The sequence below is a fragment of the Candidatus Cloacimonas acidaminovorans str. Evry genome, from assembly GCF_000146065.2.
GTDB lineage: Bacteria > Cloacimonadota > Cloacimonadia > Cloacimonadales > Cloacimonadaceae > Cloacimonas > Cloacimonas acidaminivorans.
The window spans coordinates 1,497,642-1,514,623 of record NC_020449.1 but is presented as its reverse complement, the minus strand read 5'-3'; the positions used below and the strand labels follow the sequence as shown (position 1 = coordinate 1,514,623).

14 protein-coding genes and 1 CRISPR repeat array (1 of these 15 only partly in view) are annotated in these 16,982 nt (G+C 34.9%); all 14 genes read left to right on the top strand.

Annotated features, from left to right (window positions below):
* The first annotated feature begins 178 nt into the window (after window positions 1–178).
* The 14 genes from CLOAM_RS06150 to cas4 all read left to right on the top strand — a co-directional run bounded on the left by CLOAM_RS06150 (window position 179) and on the right by cas4 (window position 15,201).
* Window positions 179–1,024 (top strand): peptidylprolyl isomerase, encoded by an 846-nt coding sequence (locus tag CLOAM_RS06150; protein ID WP_015425014.1) that lies wholly within the window; start codon window positions 179–181, stop codon window positions 1,022–1,024.
* Window positions 1,025–1,345: 321 nt separating this feature from the next.
* A complete protein-coding gene (locus CLOAM_RS06145; protein ID WP_015425013.1) occupies window positions 1,346–2,437 on the top strand; it encodes a hypothetical protein in 1,092 nt (363 codons plus the stop codon).
* Window positions 2,422–3,540 carry a hypothetical protein gene (locus tag CLOAM_RS06140; protein ID WP_015425012.1) on the top strand — a complete coding sequence of 373 codons (1,119 nt, stop codon included), beginning with the start codon at window positions 2,422–2,424 and terminating at the stop codon, window positions 3,538–3,540. The genes CLOAM_RS06145 and CLOAM_RS06140 overlap by 16 nt, the downstream gene beginning before the upstream one ends.
* A 13-nt stretch (window positions 3,541–3,553) precedes the next feature.
* On the top strand, window positions 3,554–4,273 hold the full coding sequence (locus CLOAM_RS06135; RefSeq protein ID WP_232502661.1) for a hypothetical protein: 720 nt from the start codon (window positions 3,554–3,556) through the stop codon (window positions 4,271–4,273).
* Window positions 4,274–4,371: 98 nt separating this feature from the next.
* The gene (locus CLOAM_RS06130) at window positions 4,372–5,358 is read left to right on the top strand and encodes an LPP20 family lipoprotein (protein ID WP_015425010.1); all 987 of its coding nucleotides are present in this window, start codon (window positions 4,372–4,374) and stop codon (window positions 5,356–5,358) included.
* Window positions 5,359–5,847: 489 nt separating this feature from the next.
* The gene (locus CLOAM_RS09710) at window positions 5,848–6,129 is read left to right on the top strand and encodes a hypothetical protein (RefSeq protein WP_157860014.1); all 282 of its coding nucleotides are present in this window, start codon (window positions 5,848–5,850) and stop codon (window positions 6,127–6,129) included.
* A 367-nt stretch (window positions 6,130–6,496) separates the two neighbouring features.
* A complete protein-coding gene (locus CLOAM_RS06125) occupies window positions 6,497–7,168 on the top strand; it encodes a CRISPR-associated endonuclease Cas6 (RefSeq protein ID WP_015425009.1) in 672 nt (223 codons plus the stop codon).
* Complete coding sequence (locus CLOAM_RS06120) at window positions 7,165–9,210, top strand: TM1802 family CRISPR-associated protein (protein WP_015425008.1); 2,046 nt, start codon at window positions 7,165–7,167, stop codon at window positions 9,208–9,210. The genes CLOAM_RS06125 and CLOAM_RS06120 overlap by 4 nt, the downstream gene beginning before the upstream one ends.
* Window positions 9,203–10,072, top strand: coding sequence for a type I-B CRISPR-associated protein Cas7/Csh2 (cas7b, locus tag CLOAM_RS06115; protein ID WP_044279012.1), 870 nt, complete (start codon window positions 9,203–9,205; stop codon window positions 10,070–10,072). Before CLOAM_RS06120 ends, cas7b begins: the two co-directional genes overlap by 8 nt.
* A 12-nt stretch (window positions 10,073–10,084) precedes the next feature.
* Entirely contained in the window at window positions 10,085–10,864 is a 780-nt protein-coding gene (cas5, locus tag CLOAM_RS09060; protein ID WP_015425006.1) for a CRISPR-associated protein Cas5, read from the top strand.
* Window positions 10,861–13,272, top strand: coding sequence for a CRISPR-associated helicase/endonuclease Cas3 (locus tag CLOAM_RS06105; RefSeq protein ID WP_015425005.1), 2,412 nt, complete (start codon window positions 10,861–10,863; stop codon window positions 13,270–13,272). Before cas5 ends, CLOAM_RS06105 begins: the two co-directional genes overlap by 4 nt.
* Window positions 13,272–14,330, top strand: coding sequence for a CRISPR-associated endonuclease Cas1 (gene cas1, locus CLOAM_RS06100; protein WP_044279011.1), 1,059 nt, complete (start codon window positions 13,272–13,274; stop codon window positions 14,328–14,330). Before CLOAM_RS06105 ends, cas1 begins: the two co-directional genes overlap by 1 nt.
* Window positions 14,324–14,614 (top strand): CRISPR-associated endonuclease Cas2, encoded by a 291-nt coding sequence (cas2, locus tag CLOAM_RS06095; RefSeq protein WP_015425003.1) that lies wholly within the window; start codon window positions 14,324–14,326, stop codon window positions 14,612–14,614. Before cas1 ends, cas2 begins: the two co-directional genes overlap by 7 nt.
* Window positions 14,611–15,201, top strand: a complete 591-nt coding sequence (gene cas4 / locus CLOAM_RS06090; RefSeq protein WP_015425002.1) for a CRISPR-associated protein Cas4 — start codon at window positions 14,611–14,613, stop codon at window positions 15,199–15,201. Before cas2 ends, cas4 begins: the two co-directional genes overlap by 4 nt.
* Before the next feature lie 470 nt (window positions 15,202–15,671).
* Window positions 15,672–16,982: direct repeats of the CRISPR family, unit length 38 nt; unit sequence GTTTTTACTCTACAGTCCATTAAATCAAGGATTGAAAC; it runs 11,027 nt beyond the window's last position.

Here is a 16,982-nt window from a genome sequence, read left to right as displayed (position 1 = left end):
TCCCCGTCGTTCTCATTAAAGAAAAAAGCGGAGCTTCAGCAAGCTCTGACTACACAAAAAGTAGGTTGATGAGGATATCAACCTTCCTGTTTTTTTTTGATTTGACAACTGCCTCTTCTTTGATTAAATTATCAACTGTAATCTCAAGGATAAAGGATGATCAAAACTGAGGTGGTAAATGCAAATAATAGCCAAAGTGTTTGAATTTGAAATAAGCGAGCAAGAACTGGAACGCGAATGTGCTAAAGTAAGTTTGGCAGAACGCGAAAAATGTCTGGAAGGTGCTCTTAAACGCTTGATTGATAGATGCCTTTTGCTTTATAAAGCAATGGAAAGCGGCATTAAAATTAGCGATACCGAATACGAAAATGCTATATGGGAACTTCTGGATGAAGAAGACCCTTTAAAACTCTGGAGCACTTCTTTAGAACAACTCACACCCCAGGAGATGGAAAAGCTTTTGAAACAGCGGTTGATGATTAACAAATACATCAATTCTATCTTCCCGCAAAATATCCCCATCACCAATGCCAAAATTAAAGAGTTTTATGATGAACAAAAGGAATTTTTCCTGAAACCGGAACAGGTGCGTTGCTCTCATATTCTTATTCGTAATGATAATGAAGAAGCAAAAGCCAAAGCGGAACAAATTCGTCGGGAAATTCATAATGCTGATGACTTTACCTATTTTTGCCAAAAGTATTCCGATTGCCCAAGTAACAATGTTTGTGGCGATTTGGGTTGGTTTCCCCGGGGCAAAATGATTCCCGAAATTGAAGAAGTTGCTTTTTCTCTTACAGTGGGTGAAATCAGCCAACCTTTCCTGTCTCCTTACGGTTATCACATTTTAATGAAAACAGGGCAAAGCGAAAAGGAATACATCCCTTTTGAAGATATTAAGGATTCGCTTTATGCCCGCTTACAACAAATTGAGAGAGAATACAAGTTGCTCAGGCATTTGGCTGAATTACGCAAACAATATGCATCCCAAATTGTAATTTATAATGCAAATTATTTGCACTAATTAGGAAAGCAAAAGCCATGCTATGAGGAATCTTTTGCCCTAAACTCTATTAACAAAGAGAAAAAGAATTTAATTTCACACCGAAAATACCGAATTAAGTTAGGGGTTGTAACTGTCTCAATAGCTTTTACCTTTGTTCCAAGTTTATTTGGCAGTGAGGACTAATGACGGGTTAAATAAATTTATAATATCCGCATAACTTTATAGCTTCCTAACTTATTTTTCCCGCAATCAAAGTTCTTGACAGAAATAGGTATTGAAACATAAAAGAATAAATGCCCAATATGTTATTCTCCAGAACGGGAGAGAGGTAATTTTAATATGCCTAAACACATAATTTTAACATTAGCATTAACTTTGGGAATAGGGCTTTTATGCGCTTTCCAAACGGTTAAATATGCAGGTTTTTGTTTTAGTGGTTCTTATGCCGATATAAGCAAAAACTATCCTTACACCCAAATAATTTTGCAGGAGAGTGATTCTCCTCAGTCCTATTTGGATAAACTATTCTACGATTATTTTTCCGCCAATCCCGAACTGGGAAATTTTACTTTGGATATAGAACATAAAACACAGGCAACTCTTTCTCTGGCAATGGCTTTGAATAGGGAAGAGGTTGCCTTTGAATATTATGAAAAACAAACCAAGGCAATTTACAATCTTGGCTGCACTGTTTTCATTATGGATTTTGCAGAGCTGACCGTTTTGCAGTCCTACCCTATAAATGTCACCTACATAGACCTTTACAATGGAGAACCGGACCAGCAAACCATAGTTCAAACCCTGAAAAAGCTCTATTCCGAATTTATCCTGAAAAAACTGGAAAGCAACCGTAAAAACATTTATATTCGTTCCTCCGGTTCGTTAACCATTAAAGTTGCCAATGTCAATTTCCAGGAAGAAGCATTGCCTTATCTGGGCTCTTATGGAACGGAACAAAACCTGGAAACATACTCCAGTATTGTAGCTCAGCATTTAACTGAAGCATTGGCTTTCAAAATGAATTTAACTGTTCTGCCTTATTCTCGTAGTAATTTATCCTACAAAATGTCACTTTCCTTTTCTGATGCCAGTATTCAGAATTTTACTATTCCGCCTTCCAGTTATGATATAGATGTAAATGTCTTGCGCTTTGTGAAAAAGCTATACAAAGAGACAGCGGTGGAAAGGGTTGATCTTTATGGTGTAGAACTGGAAATGCGTATTTACGATGCAGAATTTAATACTGAATACTGGAAACAAATTATTCAAAACGGAGCTCCGAAACAAACCGTTGTCGGTCAAAAAATCGGCAACGAGTTTTATAACTACAACGAAATTCTTCTTTTAACGCTATCGGATAAAATACCCGCTACGCTGAAAGAAGATAAAAAACTAATGAAGGGGATATTAAAAAAATGCGCAAACTACTAACTATCATTTTACTCGGCATTACTTTGCTCTTTTCCTTTGCTTATCTGGATGCGGCAGTTAAAGTTAAGGTGAAAGGCACGGTTGAAACCAAAAAGAAAAAGCCGAAACCGGAAGAAATTAAAACCGCTACTTATAATGCTAAAATTCTGGCTATTAAGAAATACGCTTCCGAAAAGGACAGTCGTAGAAGAGAACTCATCAATGAATTGTTGCCGGAAATTGAGAAAAACATAGATAACTACATTCTGGAAGTTAATTATCTGAACGATGGTGAATACAAAAATGGCATCTGGGAACAATTGATGGAGATTACTATTGACGATGTTCAATTAGACCTTTTAATCAATGAACGGATGAAAGGCATTATGGAAATGACCAAACCTACTTATTTAAGCTTTGTGTATGTAGCCAGAGAAGTTGCTGCAGTGGAAAGTGAGGGAAAAACTGTTAAAAAAGACCTTTCTGCCAAATCCGATGTTGCTGCTTCCAGTTCTGTTGCAACCAGCGGAGAAACCTCCTCCGATATTTATGATAGCGATAAAATAAGCACAAGCAGTCAAGCGGATATAAGCTTAAGTAAAAAGGGCTCCACCAATAAATCCATAATGTATTCCGAATCCGTTACCAATAAAAGCGAAGGGATTACCTACCGCATTTATAACCCTGGGGAAATTGATACCAAGGTAACGGAGGTCTTTAATAAAGCCAATTTTGAAGTTGTTCCTACTTATGAAGTGGGTATTTTGCCGGAAAAATTTGCCTACGATTTTGCTGCTCTAAACGAAATTTCCTCTTCCACACAAAAAGAAGCAACAGATATTGCTCGCGAAGCCGGTTTGGATTTTTTGGCTGTTGCTATGTTGGATGTTGGACGGGAAGAAATTGATCCGGTAACAGGAGGCAGTAAGGTCTATGTAAAAGTAAACGGCTATATTTTAGACCTGCGAAAAAAATTCGCTGTTAAAATTTGCAGTGCAGGACCTTATCAATTCAGCGGTTTGGGCTCAAATCCTACCGTAGCTAAAACGAATGCTTTAATTGAAGCGGCAACCAATGCTTCACAGGATTTGGTAGATCAGCTTCGTGTAAAACTTGGAAGCTAAAATAAGAAATTTAATGGGAACTATTCAGCGATTGATTGTCCTCATCTGTATTTTTTTGCTTCTGGTAAGCTGTGTGGGACTGGAAGCAAAAAAGAAAAAAGCGGATCCGGAAGTAAAATTGTTTTTGGATGATTCTCAATTGGATAATCCGGAATATTATAACAAACTGCCTTTGCTTTCACTGGAAGCATTTGCCAGCGCTCTTTTGATGCCCAAAACATCAAACTTTAAAGTTATTAATTATAACTATAAACTGGCTAAGGCGGAATCCAAAATAGCGGAAGAAATGGTAGCTGTTTCTTTGGGGATGCGTCAGGAATTTGTAAAAATAGAAGCGGAAGGAAAATCTCTGATGTCCGCAAACCTGGAAGGCAGTGATGCCGAAATATCTGAAACCTTGATAGCCAAACTGGAAGACCTGAAAACGGATAAAGCCCAATTGAGCGAATCGCAAAAGGTCTATTTTTTAAGTGGCTTTATTTATCTTGCCAGCTCTATTGTGCGGGAAAAAACCATTCTGGAAAGTTCCAAAAAGTTCGTAAATGAAGCCAAAAATGCTAAAGGAATAGACGCAGTTATGTATGTTAAAGATATTCCTTATGCTACGAATGTAGTAATTGGTCTTCCTGTTTTGCTTTCAAATCAGATGAGGACTATTAGTGAGTTTATTACCATTGCCAAAACCCAAAATATTGAAATTCCGAAAGATGTTACCGATTCCCTGTTTCAGTGAATTGTCTGTTTTGTTTATAGGCGCAACAACAAATTTGAGTTAGATGAATGGTTCAAGTTCTTCATTCCGCTTAAATTGCTTACAGGTTAGATTAAGTAATGCCTAAAAAAATTATTTATACAATCCTTTTATTCTTGCTTATCGGTTCCTGTCTCTATGCCGGAAAGAAAAAACCGGAATGGATTTCTAATCCTTATTCCCAATATCCTTCCAAGCAATATCTTTGTGGAGTGGGAATGGCAAAAGAACTGAATAGTGCACAAAATGAAGCATTGAAAAATATTGCCGGCTTTTTTGAAACACGCGTTATTGCAGTTACGAAAAGTATGGAAAGCGAAAAAAGTTCTTCTTCCAATTATCAAACAAGCAGCGAGACCTCTTCTTCCGTAAAAGCAATCGCAGAAGGAACTTTGAAATATACTCAGATAAAAGAAACCTGGCAAGACCCTAAAACCAAAACTTTCTATGCCTTGGCGGTAATGGATAAAATTGCCGTGCAGACCATTTACCGCAATGAAATTGACGACTGCGAGGAGTTTATTGAAAATTGCCTTGCTCCCAATGATGATCCCCTTATCCGCTTTGCTAAAATTTTAAGCGCTATTGATAAATTGCAACAAACACAAAATGCTTATACTTATTATAACGCCCTGGCAAGTGATTCAGGCATTTTGTTAAAACCTTTTCACAGCTTACAGGAACTTTTAGAACTCAGGAATTATGCGGCTCGGGAAATTCCCCTGCAAATCAGAGTTTTTGGCGATTCTTCAGGCCTTTTGGATGCCTCGCTTAAAAATGTAATTAATCAAATTGGCTTGTTGGAAAACGATAACCCTGAATATCAAATTGTCGCTACAGTGAATCCCGAGCCGCATAAATCCCTGGGACAACAATTTTTCCAACCCCTGCGTCTGAATATTTCTTTCAATTACGGTGAAAAAAACCTCTTTTCCTTCGTGGATAAAACGGAACAAGGCGGTTCTACTATTGAGGAAGCAACCTCCAGAGGAATTAGAGTTCTTGCCCAAAATATAGAAAATAAATTCCGCAAGGAATTTTACCAATTTCTCCTCAATTTGCATTAAATGTGTAGCCGGGGGACGCTGTTCCTCCGCAATTTTTTTACACCGAAAACACTGAAAACACGGAGAACACCGAGATCACCGAAGACACCAAAAAAACTTCTAACTCCAGCACTTTGAACTTTGTACTTTGAACTAATAATAGGTCTGGGATGAACAGGATAAAAAAGATTTATGGGATTTTTTATTAGCCACCGAGATCACCGAAGACACCAAAAAAACTTCTAACTCCAACACTTTGAACTTTGAACTTTGAACTAATAATAGGTCTAGGATGAACAGGATAAAAAAGATTTATGGGATTTTAAAAAACAATATTTGCAAAAAAGCCCGTAGGGCGATACAACGATAGCGATGGTGGCGTAAGCCCCTCGTTAAATGTAAGCCCTGACTTCTTTTTTCTTTTCATCTTCCCATTTTCCAAAAGCCCCAAAGGGCGACACAATAATCGCGATGGGTGCGTTAGCCCCTCGTTTGAATAGAGAATGAAAAATGAAGAATGAATTAATTCAGGAGTCGTCATCGCTTGTATATATTTGCACATTGTCACTAATTAATTTAGAGATGAGGACTCATAACGACCACAAAGAATTCTATATTCTCTTTGGCAAATCGGAAATAGTCAATCCTTTTTTCCTCAACTGCATAATTTGGGATAGACACTATAGAATTTACTGCCCCAGAGAAAGTTATCAAGCTGTAGATAACTCCTGCCTTACTTTGGCTTGTTTTTATCTTGGTGCTACTTCTTACAAAGAAGTAACAACCAAGTAACGATTCCCTAACGAGACAAGGGAAGTGTTACGGAAGTGTTACGGAGTCGTTACTTAATCGTCTATATAACAAGCAATTATGCATTCTAACCCAATAACGACAAAAAATATGGCTAATTGTTTTATTACCAATGAATAAGATTGTTATCCACAGCAAGATTTCTCTTTTTCGCCAAAACAAAGGTTACAAAAAAAATTTATGTTTTCGGTGTTTGTCATCCCAATTTGCATCCCCAACATTATTTTATCTAAAACAACAATTTCTGCTTGACAGGATATTAAAATTTTGTTTTCAAGGAATTAGTTGATTTTCGAAAAAAGAAATAAAATAGTAATTCCCTTCTATAAAGGGATAGGATGTAGTCACAATGAAAATCCGTTATTTGATTGTCAGCTGGACTGATGTTTTACTCGAGCCACGGGATATTCCCAAGCTGAGAGGTTTCTTCGTAAATCAGTTTCCCGAAGACCATATTTTTCATAATCACCTTCCTGGCTTTGGATATAACTATAAGGCACCCCAAATTCAATATCGGGTTATTGAAAAACATCCTGCTCTGCTCGCTATCAATGATGGTATAGATATCATCAAAAAGGTCTTTCTGGAAGTGGATAAACTGGAAATTAACGGTAAAACCCTAATTTCCAATGAAAGAGAAATCTCCTTGAAAGAAGAGGACTTTGGCTTAACTGAAAACTATTATCCTTACTTTTTTGCCTCTCCCTGGATGGCACTAAACCAGGAAAACTACCAAGAATATAATAAAATGAATACTTTTCAGCGCAATCAAAGATTAAAAACTATCCTGAAAAATAACCTCAAAACCCTTTCCAAGGCATTTGATTATTGGATTCCAGAGGTGGATAAACTAAATGTAGATGGCTGGTTTAAACCCCTGGAAGTAAATTTCCACAATCAACCAATGCAATGCTTTACAGGTGATTTCACTACCAATTTCCTGATCCCTGAATTCCTTGGTCTCGGAAAACAAAGTGCTCGCGGCTTTGGTGTAGTCAGAAAAAGAAAGGAGGAAAAATGATCCCTTTGTATCAGGCAATAGGAAAAATAGTTTTAACAAAAGAGAATTTTAACTCACTTCCCGAAAAGGACAAAAAACTATTTATTGTTAAACAGTATTGCAATGAATTAGATAATTATCAATGGTCAAAAAAAGTAAATGACAAAGTAGAAACTTATATTGGACGTTTATTAGAGCTAAACCTGGATACTAACAAAAAGGAATGCTATTTTACACAGGGAACTGAATTATCACCCGAAAAAAAGGATGAGCTATTGGTTTTTACTAATTATGCACCTCATGATCCTTCTATCTATGCTTCCCACATTTCCTTAAAACCATTGCTACAATTTGGGCTATACCAATATGTAAACAATAATTTTAAAAATATTCCCTGGACAGATTTAACACGCGGGGAAAAGTTTTTAAAATTTCTTCAAAAGATTCAAGAGATATTTTACAGAATTGAAAATGAAATTATCTCACTTAGATATGATAAACTTAAAGCAGAGCAGCAAAAAGATTTTCCTGATCCTGAGAATATACCTGAATTAAAAAATAATCTAAATAACCAATCTAAATACAATAAGGAATTTCAAAAATGCTTAAAAAAATACCTATCGTCTACTTTGAAGGAATATGTTACTGAAAGACAGGCCTATGCTCTAAAGATTGATGGTAAATTTTTACACCAAGGTGAATATGCCGATTGCTATATTGATGTCTTATATTATTATCTTTTTGAAAAACATTATCTGGAAAACACAAAACAGGGTTATTGTCATATCTGTGGACAGGATTCTACTTTACCTAAAGATATAGCCATAAAACAAAAATTTTTCGGCACTACTAATCCTCTTTATTTTGATAAGGTAGACAAAAGCATAACTCATAATGCTTTTTCAATGTGCGAAAAGTGTAATCAACAAGTTTTAATCGGAATTCAATATGCATCCACAAAACTAAGAACTACTTTACTTGGCTTGCAGACAATAGTTCTGCCTGAAATTAATTTTGAAGCAGATAATAGTGAAGAATTAATTGACCCTCAAAAAATTATTATGACTACCAATCTTCTTAGACGAATACCCATAGATCAAAAAAGGGATGATATTTATACTCTTAACACACTTATCAAAAAGTTAAAAGAATTTACTCTGCTTTTTTATAATAAACCCAGCCCAACTTCACAAGAATTTATCATAAATGGTATGATTAAAAACATCAATCTAAGGGAATTAATAAATAAAACTGAACACTTGAACATACTGATTCATGATTATAAATTAGGTTCCTTATATGGGTACCAAGCGTTATTATCTTTTGAAGGACTCAGGTATTTAATTTTACCCTCAAAAGAATCTCATCCCGGCTTGAATCAATATGATTATACTGTTTTAAATAAAAACATTATAAGTACGTTAGGGACCTACATATATAAAAGAAAATTTCAATATTATGATCTTATCTGTATGTTTACAGATATTTTTAATCGGAAAAACAATAATTTAGAAACCGAGAATAAATATTTTCTAAACATCACACCCTTTCTTATGACCGTATATTTAGATCATTTACTAAAATTTAATCAATTAGAAGGAGTTCATATTATGGAAAAGCGTAATTTAATTGCCGCACTGCAGGATGAAAAAATCACTGCTTATTTTAACACACATTCCCAAATTTATGAAAACAACTTTTATGCTCAAGGCCTTTTCATCTTAGGAATGTATATTGCTGCTATAGAATCCGAACAGAGAAAAAAGAATATCAAAAGCACTCTAATTAACAGATTGAATTTGAGAGGAATCCCTGTTCAAAAAGTTAAGTCCTTGATGGCTATGGTAGATGAAATGGGTAAGGTTTGGGATATATTTTATGATTCTGTAACCGAAAATTATTACAGAGAATGTATGCAAGGCATAGAGAAATCTTCTCTATCCCCGGAAGAAATTGTCTTCCATATTTTATGTGGCAGAGCTTATTCAAATTATTTAGGTGCCATTTATAAACAAGAACATCCAGATAAAACTGAAAAAAATCAGGAGGAACAAAATGATTAACAATAACTCAGAAATCCTGTTTCTTTACGATGCACAAATGTGCAATCCTAATGGTGATATGGACAATGAAAACAAACCCCGTATGGATTATGATACCTTCATAAACCTTGTTTCCGATGTCCGCTTAAAACGCTATATTAGAGATTATTTTGAAGATATCAAAGGCGAGGAAATCTTTATTTCCAACAAAGCCAAAGATGCTAAAGAACGCAATAAACAAATTCAAGATTTGAATAAAGGACATCTTAAACTTATTGATGTTCGTCTTTTTGGAGCTGTAACTGCTGAAGAGGACAGAGGTGGTCACTTTACGGGTCCGGTTCAATTTAACTGGGGTTATTCTTTACACCCTGTAGAAATAGTAGATAGTTCAACTATCACTTCCAGTTTTTCCGGCGGACAAGGAATAGGGAAAGATTACCGTTTATATTATTCTCTCATTGCCTTTTCCGGAAGTGTAAATGCCAATGCTGCAAAAGAAACAAACCTGACTGAAGAAGACCTAAAACTTTTTGACGAGGCAATGCTAAATTCCATCCCTCTTGCCAGGACAAGAACTAAAATTGGACAATACCCACGTTTATATTTACGCCTAGAGTTAAAAGGCAAAGATAAGTTTTTGAAGGACTTGCGTAGTATGGTTGAGGTCTCTTCTCAAAATCCTAATATTGTACAAAATCTTCGTCTTATCCGAAATCCGGAAGATTATGAATTAGACATAAAACCCCTAATTAAATATCTGGAACAAAACATAGAATTGATTTCCTGCATACATTACTGGAAAGATGAACAGATATCAATTCCTGATTTTGATAAAATATTTATCCAAGAGAACTGGAAAAAACCTCTTTCCCTTAAATGATGGGGGAAAGATATGAATATTCCAGAAAATTCAAATCGGATTTTAGAGCTGAAGCTGAGCGGTAAATTTGCTCATTTTCGTAAATTTTATACTAACGCTTCTTCTCTAACCTATTTAATTCCACCCCGAACTGCTATTTGTGGTTTACTGGCTTCTATTTTACAAATTGAAAGAGATTGTTATTATAATCTAATGAGTTCAGATAAACTTGGAATAGCAATATCTTTAGTTCCTAACATATACTATCATAAAGTGTTTCAGACATTGAATTATGCTCAAGATAAAAGTAAAAATATTCCTATAAATGATCTTTCCGCGCATAAACAATGTCGTTTGGAACTTCTTAAAGCACAGGGTTCTAAGAATCTGGAATGGATACTTTATCTTTGCTTTAATAGTGCAGAAGAAAATAACTTTGCAGAATTGGAACATAAGATTAAAGAAAAAAATTTCGGTTATGGCTTATACTTGGGACAAAGACAGTTCATTGCTTATCTGGAATTAATTAGAACCTATAGCCAAGGTGAATTTAAGCCAATCTCTGAATCTGACTATCTTGATTCTGCTATTGAAAGAGAATTGATAGATAGCATTATTTCCCAAGATTGTGATTTAATTATGGAAAGAATGCCCTTGGAACAAGAATTGAAAACCGATACAAAAAAAAGCTATCGTCAAACCAAACGCTTTGGAAATATAGTTATAGAAACAAATGGGAAAAGAATTCACGGTAAGTTTAGAAATTTAGTTGAATTAAATAATGACCTAAAAGCCAGGGTATCTTTTCTGTGATTATTTCCCATCCTGCAAAAAACGGATATCAGGAAAAGCTTTTGGTAGATCATTTAGCTGAAGTAGCGTCTGATGCTAAAGAGATGATCCAAAAGCTTTCCCTGAACTTAACTACTACCACTAAAGATAAATTAGCTTTCGTTGCAGAAAAAATTGGGATTATGCATGATCTGGGGAAGGCATCTTCCTATTTTCAAAATTATGTCCGAGGTGGAAATCGTAATAATTTAACACATCATAGTTATATTTCGGCGGTTATTACTTTTTTCAATTTCCATTCTTGGAAAGAATATTCTTCTTTTGCTCCTAATGCTTTTAAATGTGTGCAAAAGCATCATAGTAACTTAAGTTCTTTTTGGGGAGAGGATCTTAATAATGCAGCGCTTATTGATGAAACACTTACTATCTATAAGAGTGTATGGGAAAATATAAATAATGATGTTGATTTAAAAAAACTCCTGGAAAAACACAATATCATCTTACCGGAATTGTCTTATAATTCGTTTCAATTTATGAGTGATAATTTGGAGGAGTTTTCTCTTAATTATTCTCCTACTAATATAGATGAAGCAGTAGAATCATTTTTAATCCAAAATCTTTTATTTTCGGTTCTTATAGATGCAGATAAACATAACGCAGCTGTTAAAGAATATGTATTTTTGGAGAAGCTTAATCCAAAGCTAAGCTTTTCACCGGCAAAAAAAATTGCGGAAAAGAATAAGATACAAAGTGCATTAAACACTTTAAGAAATCAATTTATAGATAATATCAGAAGTAACCAAAATATTACGCCTTCCCAAAAACTATATACCTTAACTGCCCCTACCGGAAGTGGAAAAACATTTGCCTGCTTAGAATTTACTGATCTTATTCAATCTTATGAAGATAATTTAAGAAGAGTTATTTACTGCCTTCCTTATACTTCTATTATAGACCAAAATTATCAGGAATTTGAAAATGTATTACTATCTAATCTCAATGAAAAAACAAACTTAGATTACAGATTTTTAGTAAAACATCATCATCTGGTAGATTATTCTGCAATTACAAAAGACGAGCCAACCTACAATTGGGAGGAATTGCAAAAAGATATCCTGTCTATTGAATCCTGGGAATCTGCCTGTGTTATTTCTACTTTTGTTCAATTGTTTCATTCCCTAATTGGAAATAGAAATGCTATGGTTCGTAAGCTGCATAATATTATTAATTCTATAATTCTCCTGGATGAAGTGCAAAACTTGCCCGCTGATTACTATCCTTTATTAAGAGTTGTATTTAAGGTTCTTGCTGAAAAATTTGATACTTACATTCTTTCTTGTTCTGCCACTCAACCTTATCTTTATCCTGATGGTAAATACATAGAATTATGCAAGAAAGAACTTTTCTCGGTTCCCGATTTTAATCGTGTGAAACTTTATATTAATCTGAAGGAACAATCCGTAGATGAGTTTTGCCAAAATTTCCTGGAATTTAATGACGCAAAAAGCATTTTAATTGTAATGAATACAAAACGCTCCGCTCTTGCTGTATATAATTATCTTTCTTCTAATTATCAATCCTCCTATCAAGTTTTCTGTTTAACTACATTGCATATTCCTATACACAGGCAGGAAATTATAGACAAAATTAATACAATTCTAAAAGAAATTCAGAAAAAAGTAATTTTGGTCTCTACCCAATTGGTTGAAGCGGGTGTGGATTTAAGTTTTCAAAGGGTATATCGTGATTTTGGTCCTTTAGATAGTATTATCCAGGTTGCAGGTAGATGCAACAGGAATAATGAATTAGGTGAACTTGGCGGAGAAATGTTTTTGGTCAATCTACAAAAAGATGGCAGGTTATTAAGCCATTATGTATATGATAAATATCTGCTATCTAAAACAAAAGAATGCTTGGAGCAATTCACTTCCTTAGAAAGTCGTCAGTTTTCTCATATTATAGATGTCTATTATCAAATTCTTGATATAGGCGCTAAAGGTGAAGCCATTTTAAGAGCGATTTCCGATCTTAATTATGATCAAAACATTCAAAATCAAGTTCCCATTGCTGATTTTAAGCTTATTTCTGATGATTATGCTACCGAGACGGTGTATATTCTTTGTGACGATACCTCTACTAATGCAATATCATCTATAATAGGGTATTTGGATTGTCTGAAAAATACTAAACTTCCTAAAGAGGAAATTCAAAAAATTAAAACAGCTCTGGAAAAAGAATATCGTGCTTTGAACTCATATCAAATAACTCTTTCACCCAATGAACTTTCTGTTATTTACGATTCCTATAAAGTCAAAAAACTAAATGACCACATCTATTATATAGATTCTGAATTCATAGAAGATTTTTACGAATGTTCAACTGGTTTTAAACTATATTCTACAGCTAAATCAAGCTGTTTGGCTCTTTGATGGAAGTCCACTTAAATACTTACGGCAGTTACTTACGCAAAAAAGACGAAATGTTTGAATTGAGCATTGAGGATAGAAAAACCAAGCTCTCTCCGGAAAAGATATCTTCCATTGTTATTTCCAATGCGGCTACAATAACTACGGATGCCATTCAATTGGCGATGGATTATAATATTGATATTGTTTTTCTGGATAAATATGGCTCTCCTTATGGCAGGATTTGGTTTCCTAAAATTGGGAGTACTGTTTTAATTCGTAGAAGGCAACTGGAAATGCTTTCTGATAATGTAGGTCTGCAATTCATCAAGGATTGGATTGCCATAAAAATAATGAATCAATATCGTTTTGTGCAGCGTTTAATTTCTAAACGGGATTGCGATAAAAGTATTTTTCAAACCCGGATGCAAAATATGCAGGAAGCTGCTATTTGTATAATGCAGGCAGAAGGCAAATTGGAAGAACTTTCCGGTTCTTTTATGGGTTGGGAAGGAGGTGCTTCCAAGAATTATTTTTCCATTTTGGCAGAATTGATCCCTGATGCATATAAATTTGAGGGCAGAAGTTCGCGTCCTGCTAAAGATGCTTTCAATGCTATGTTGAATTATGGTTATGGCATTCTCTATTCTAAAGTGGAGAGAGCTTTAATTATTGCTGGTCTTGATCCCTACTTGGGGCTTTTGCATAGTGATAATTACAATAAGAAGTCCTTTGTCTTTGATTTTATAGAGCCCTATCGTATTTTGGTGGATGAGCCCGTTTTTTACATTTTTTCCCGGCATAAATTTTCTCCTTATTTCATTGAACCGGTTCATCAAGGTGTTTTACTTAGCACGACGGGGAAAAAATTTCTGGCTCCTTTGTTATTAGAACATTTTGATGAAATTATTCGGTACCGTAATAAAAATCGCAAACGCCTTGATATGATTCAAACCGATGCTCACGCTTTTGCCAATTTCTTAATTGATAAAAGGGAAAACTATCTGGAAACCTCAATTAATAGAAAACTGCAAAATTTCCTGAACAGCAATTTTGCAGATAATGGAGAAGAAGAATGCTAACTTGGGTGATGTATGATATCGTTAAAGACAAAATCCGGAATAAAGTTTCCAAATGCTGTGAACAAGCCGGAATATACAGAGTTCAATATTCTGTCTTTTTGGGGGAAATTAGCCGCACCAAATGCAAAGAATTAAGCTGTCAGATTGAGGAACTAATCAATCCTGAAATAGACCGGGTTTATATTTTCCCAATGTGCAATGAGGACTTTAAAAGCTGTCAATTGCTTGGTCAAGCATTTGATCCCGCTCTTATTACAGATGAAATTAAGGCATTTTTCTTATGAACGATTTTCAGTTTATCACTCCTTCCGAAGTGATGGAATATCTCTTCTGCCCTCGTTTCGTTTATTATATGAACATCCTGAAAATTGAACAGCATGAACACAGAAGAACCCTGGTAAATAAAGGCAGAGATATTCATAAATTGAAAATGGTGCAAAATAAGGAATATCTGCGTAAAAAAGCAGGCGCTATTGATAAACTTACTGATGTTTATCTTTCCTCCGAAAAATTGAAACTGGTGGGAAAAGTTGATGAAGTTCTTTTCCTGGCAGATGGCAGTGCCGCACCCCTGGATTATAAATATGCCTTTTGGGAAAATAAGGTCTATAAGACCCTTAAATATCAACAAATCCTCTATGCGCTTCTGATTATGGAAAACTTTCAGGTTCCGGTGTATAAAGCATTTATTGTGTATACCAGATCTCAAAACCATCTGGAAGAATTGGCTATCACTCCTAAAATGCTGGATAAAGCTAAATTGATCCTTGACGAGATTTTTATGATAATTAACTTGGAAAAATATCCAAAACCTGCCAAAGCAAAAAGAAAATGCCTGGACTGCACTTATCGGAATTTGTGCTCTGTCTGAATATGAGATTTATTCACATATATGTTTTTTATGTATAGAGTGTTTGCTGGAATAAGAAAGAAAATTATGGAAATCCAGCTCTTGCCGTTAGAATGAATAAAACATCATTAGTTAATTTAATGGTGTTATCATTCCACCCTTGATGTGGAATCCATAGATTTATGGTGAGAACTATTAATGCTAATTTACTTTCGTCCCTTATCATTAAAGATAAGATATTGTTTTAATTTGGATGAAAAAATTAACATTATACTTGCTTTTTAAAGATACCGTTTATCTTAATCTAAGAAGAATTTATTGATTTTTTTGGTACTTTTTCGCTCTTTTATAGATTTATAGAGTGTTTGTGCCTGCCCGAAATTGCCTTTTGGCTCATTTGGGAGCTGGTTTTTTATCAAAACTATCAGTTTGGATTATCTGAAAAACCGGTTTAAGTTTGTTATTTGTGAGGCACTTATATAAGAAGATGAGTTTTTACTCTACAGTCCATTAAATCAAGGATTGAAACTGAAAAAACAGCAGAGTGGGGACACTTCGGCATCGGGTTTTTACTCTACAGTCCATTAAATCAAGGATTGAAACAGCCATCCCACTTTGGCACCAGGGTATTGAAGAATTGTTTTTACTCTACAGTCCATTAAATCAAGGATTGAAACATATAATATATTTTTCCACCTGCCTCTCCGCTAACCGTTTTTACTCTACAGTCCATTAAATCAAGGATTGAAACCTCTGAGGATAATTGGGATAGCTCCCTTTTCCTTCGTTTTTACTCTACAGTCCATTAAATCAAGGATTGAAACTTTGCATTGAATATTTCGTGCATTCGCTCCGTTGTGTTTTTACTCTACAGTCCATTAAATCAAGGATTGAAACCGGATGCAGGAATTGATGAAATAGATATTATTCCGGTTTTTACTCTACAGTCCATTAAATCAAGGATTGAAACGATTAGCCACTGGTGGAATAGGTGGTGCTGGCACAGTTTTTACTCTACAGTCCATTAAATCAAGGATTGAAACTGAAGAATTCCTTATCGAGTCCTTCAATGCAAGCGGGTTTTTACTCTACAGTCCATTAAATCAAGGATTGAAACCTCCGCCAAAGCCCCAAAGCATTTCAGCCATTAGTGTTTTTACTCTACAGTCCATTAAATCAAGGATTGAAACTCTCTGGCATATCCATGCCCATCTCTTCAAGATCAAAGTTTTTACTCTACAGTCCATTAAATCAAGGATTGAAACTGGCGGGAGATGTGCCGCAGCATGCAGTGCGTATGTGGTTTTTACTCTACAGTCCATTAAATCAAGGATTGAAACTGCTCCCGGTAAATTTCCGGAAAGGCGGCGGCTAAAGTTTTTACTCTACAGTCCATTAAATCAAGGATTGAAACGCTCAATTGCCGATATATGGAGTAAAAGTGCCGATAGGTTTTTACTCTACAGTCCATTAAATCAAGGATTGAAACTACCAAATATGAAAGCGTGAAGTGAACAATGCTCCGGTTTTTACTCTACAGTCCATTAAATCAAGGATTGAAACCAAATTACTCTGGAAGATCATAACGAACTATACGGGTTTTTACTCTACAGTCCATTAAATCAAGGATTGAAACATGTCAAGCTATGACGAGAAAATGGTTAATGCATATATGTTTTTACTCTACAGTCCATTAAATCAAGGATTGAAACTTATTGAAAATGGAACAGTAATATCGGATGATGATGTTTTTACTCTACAGTCCATTAAATCAAGGATTGAAACCTCAAAATAGAACATCT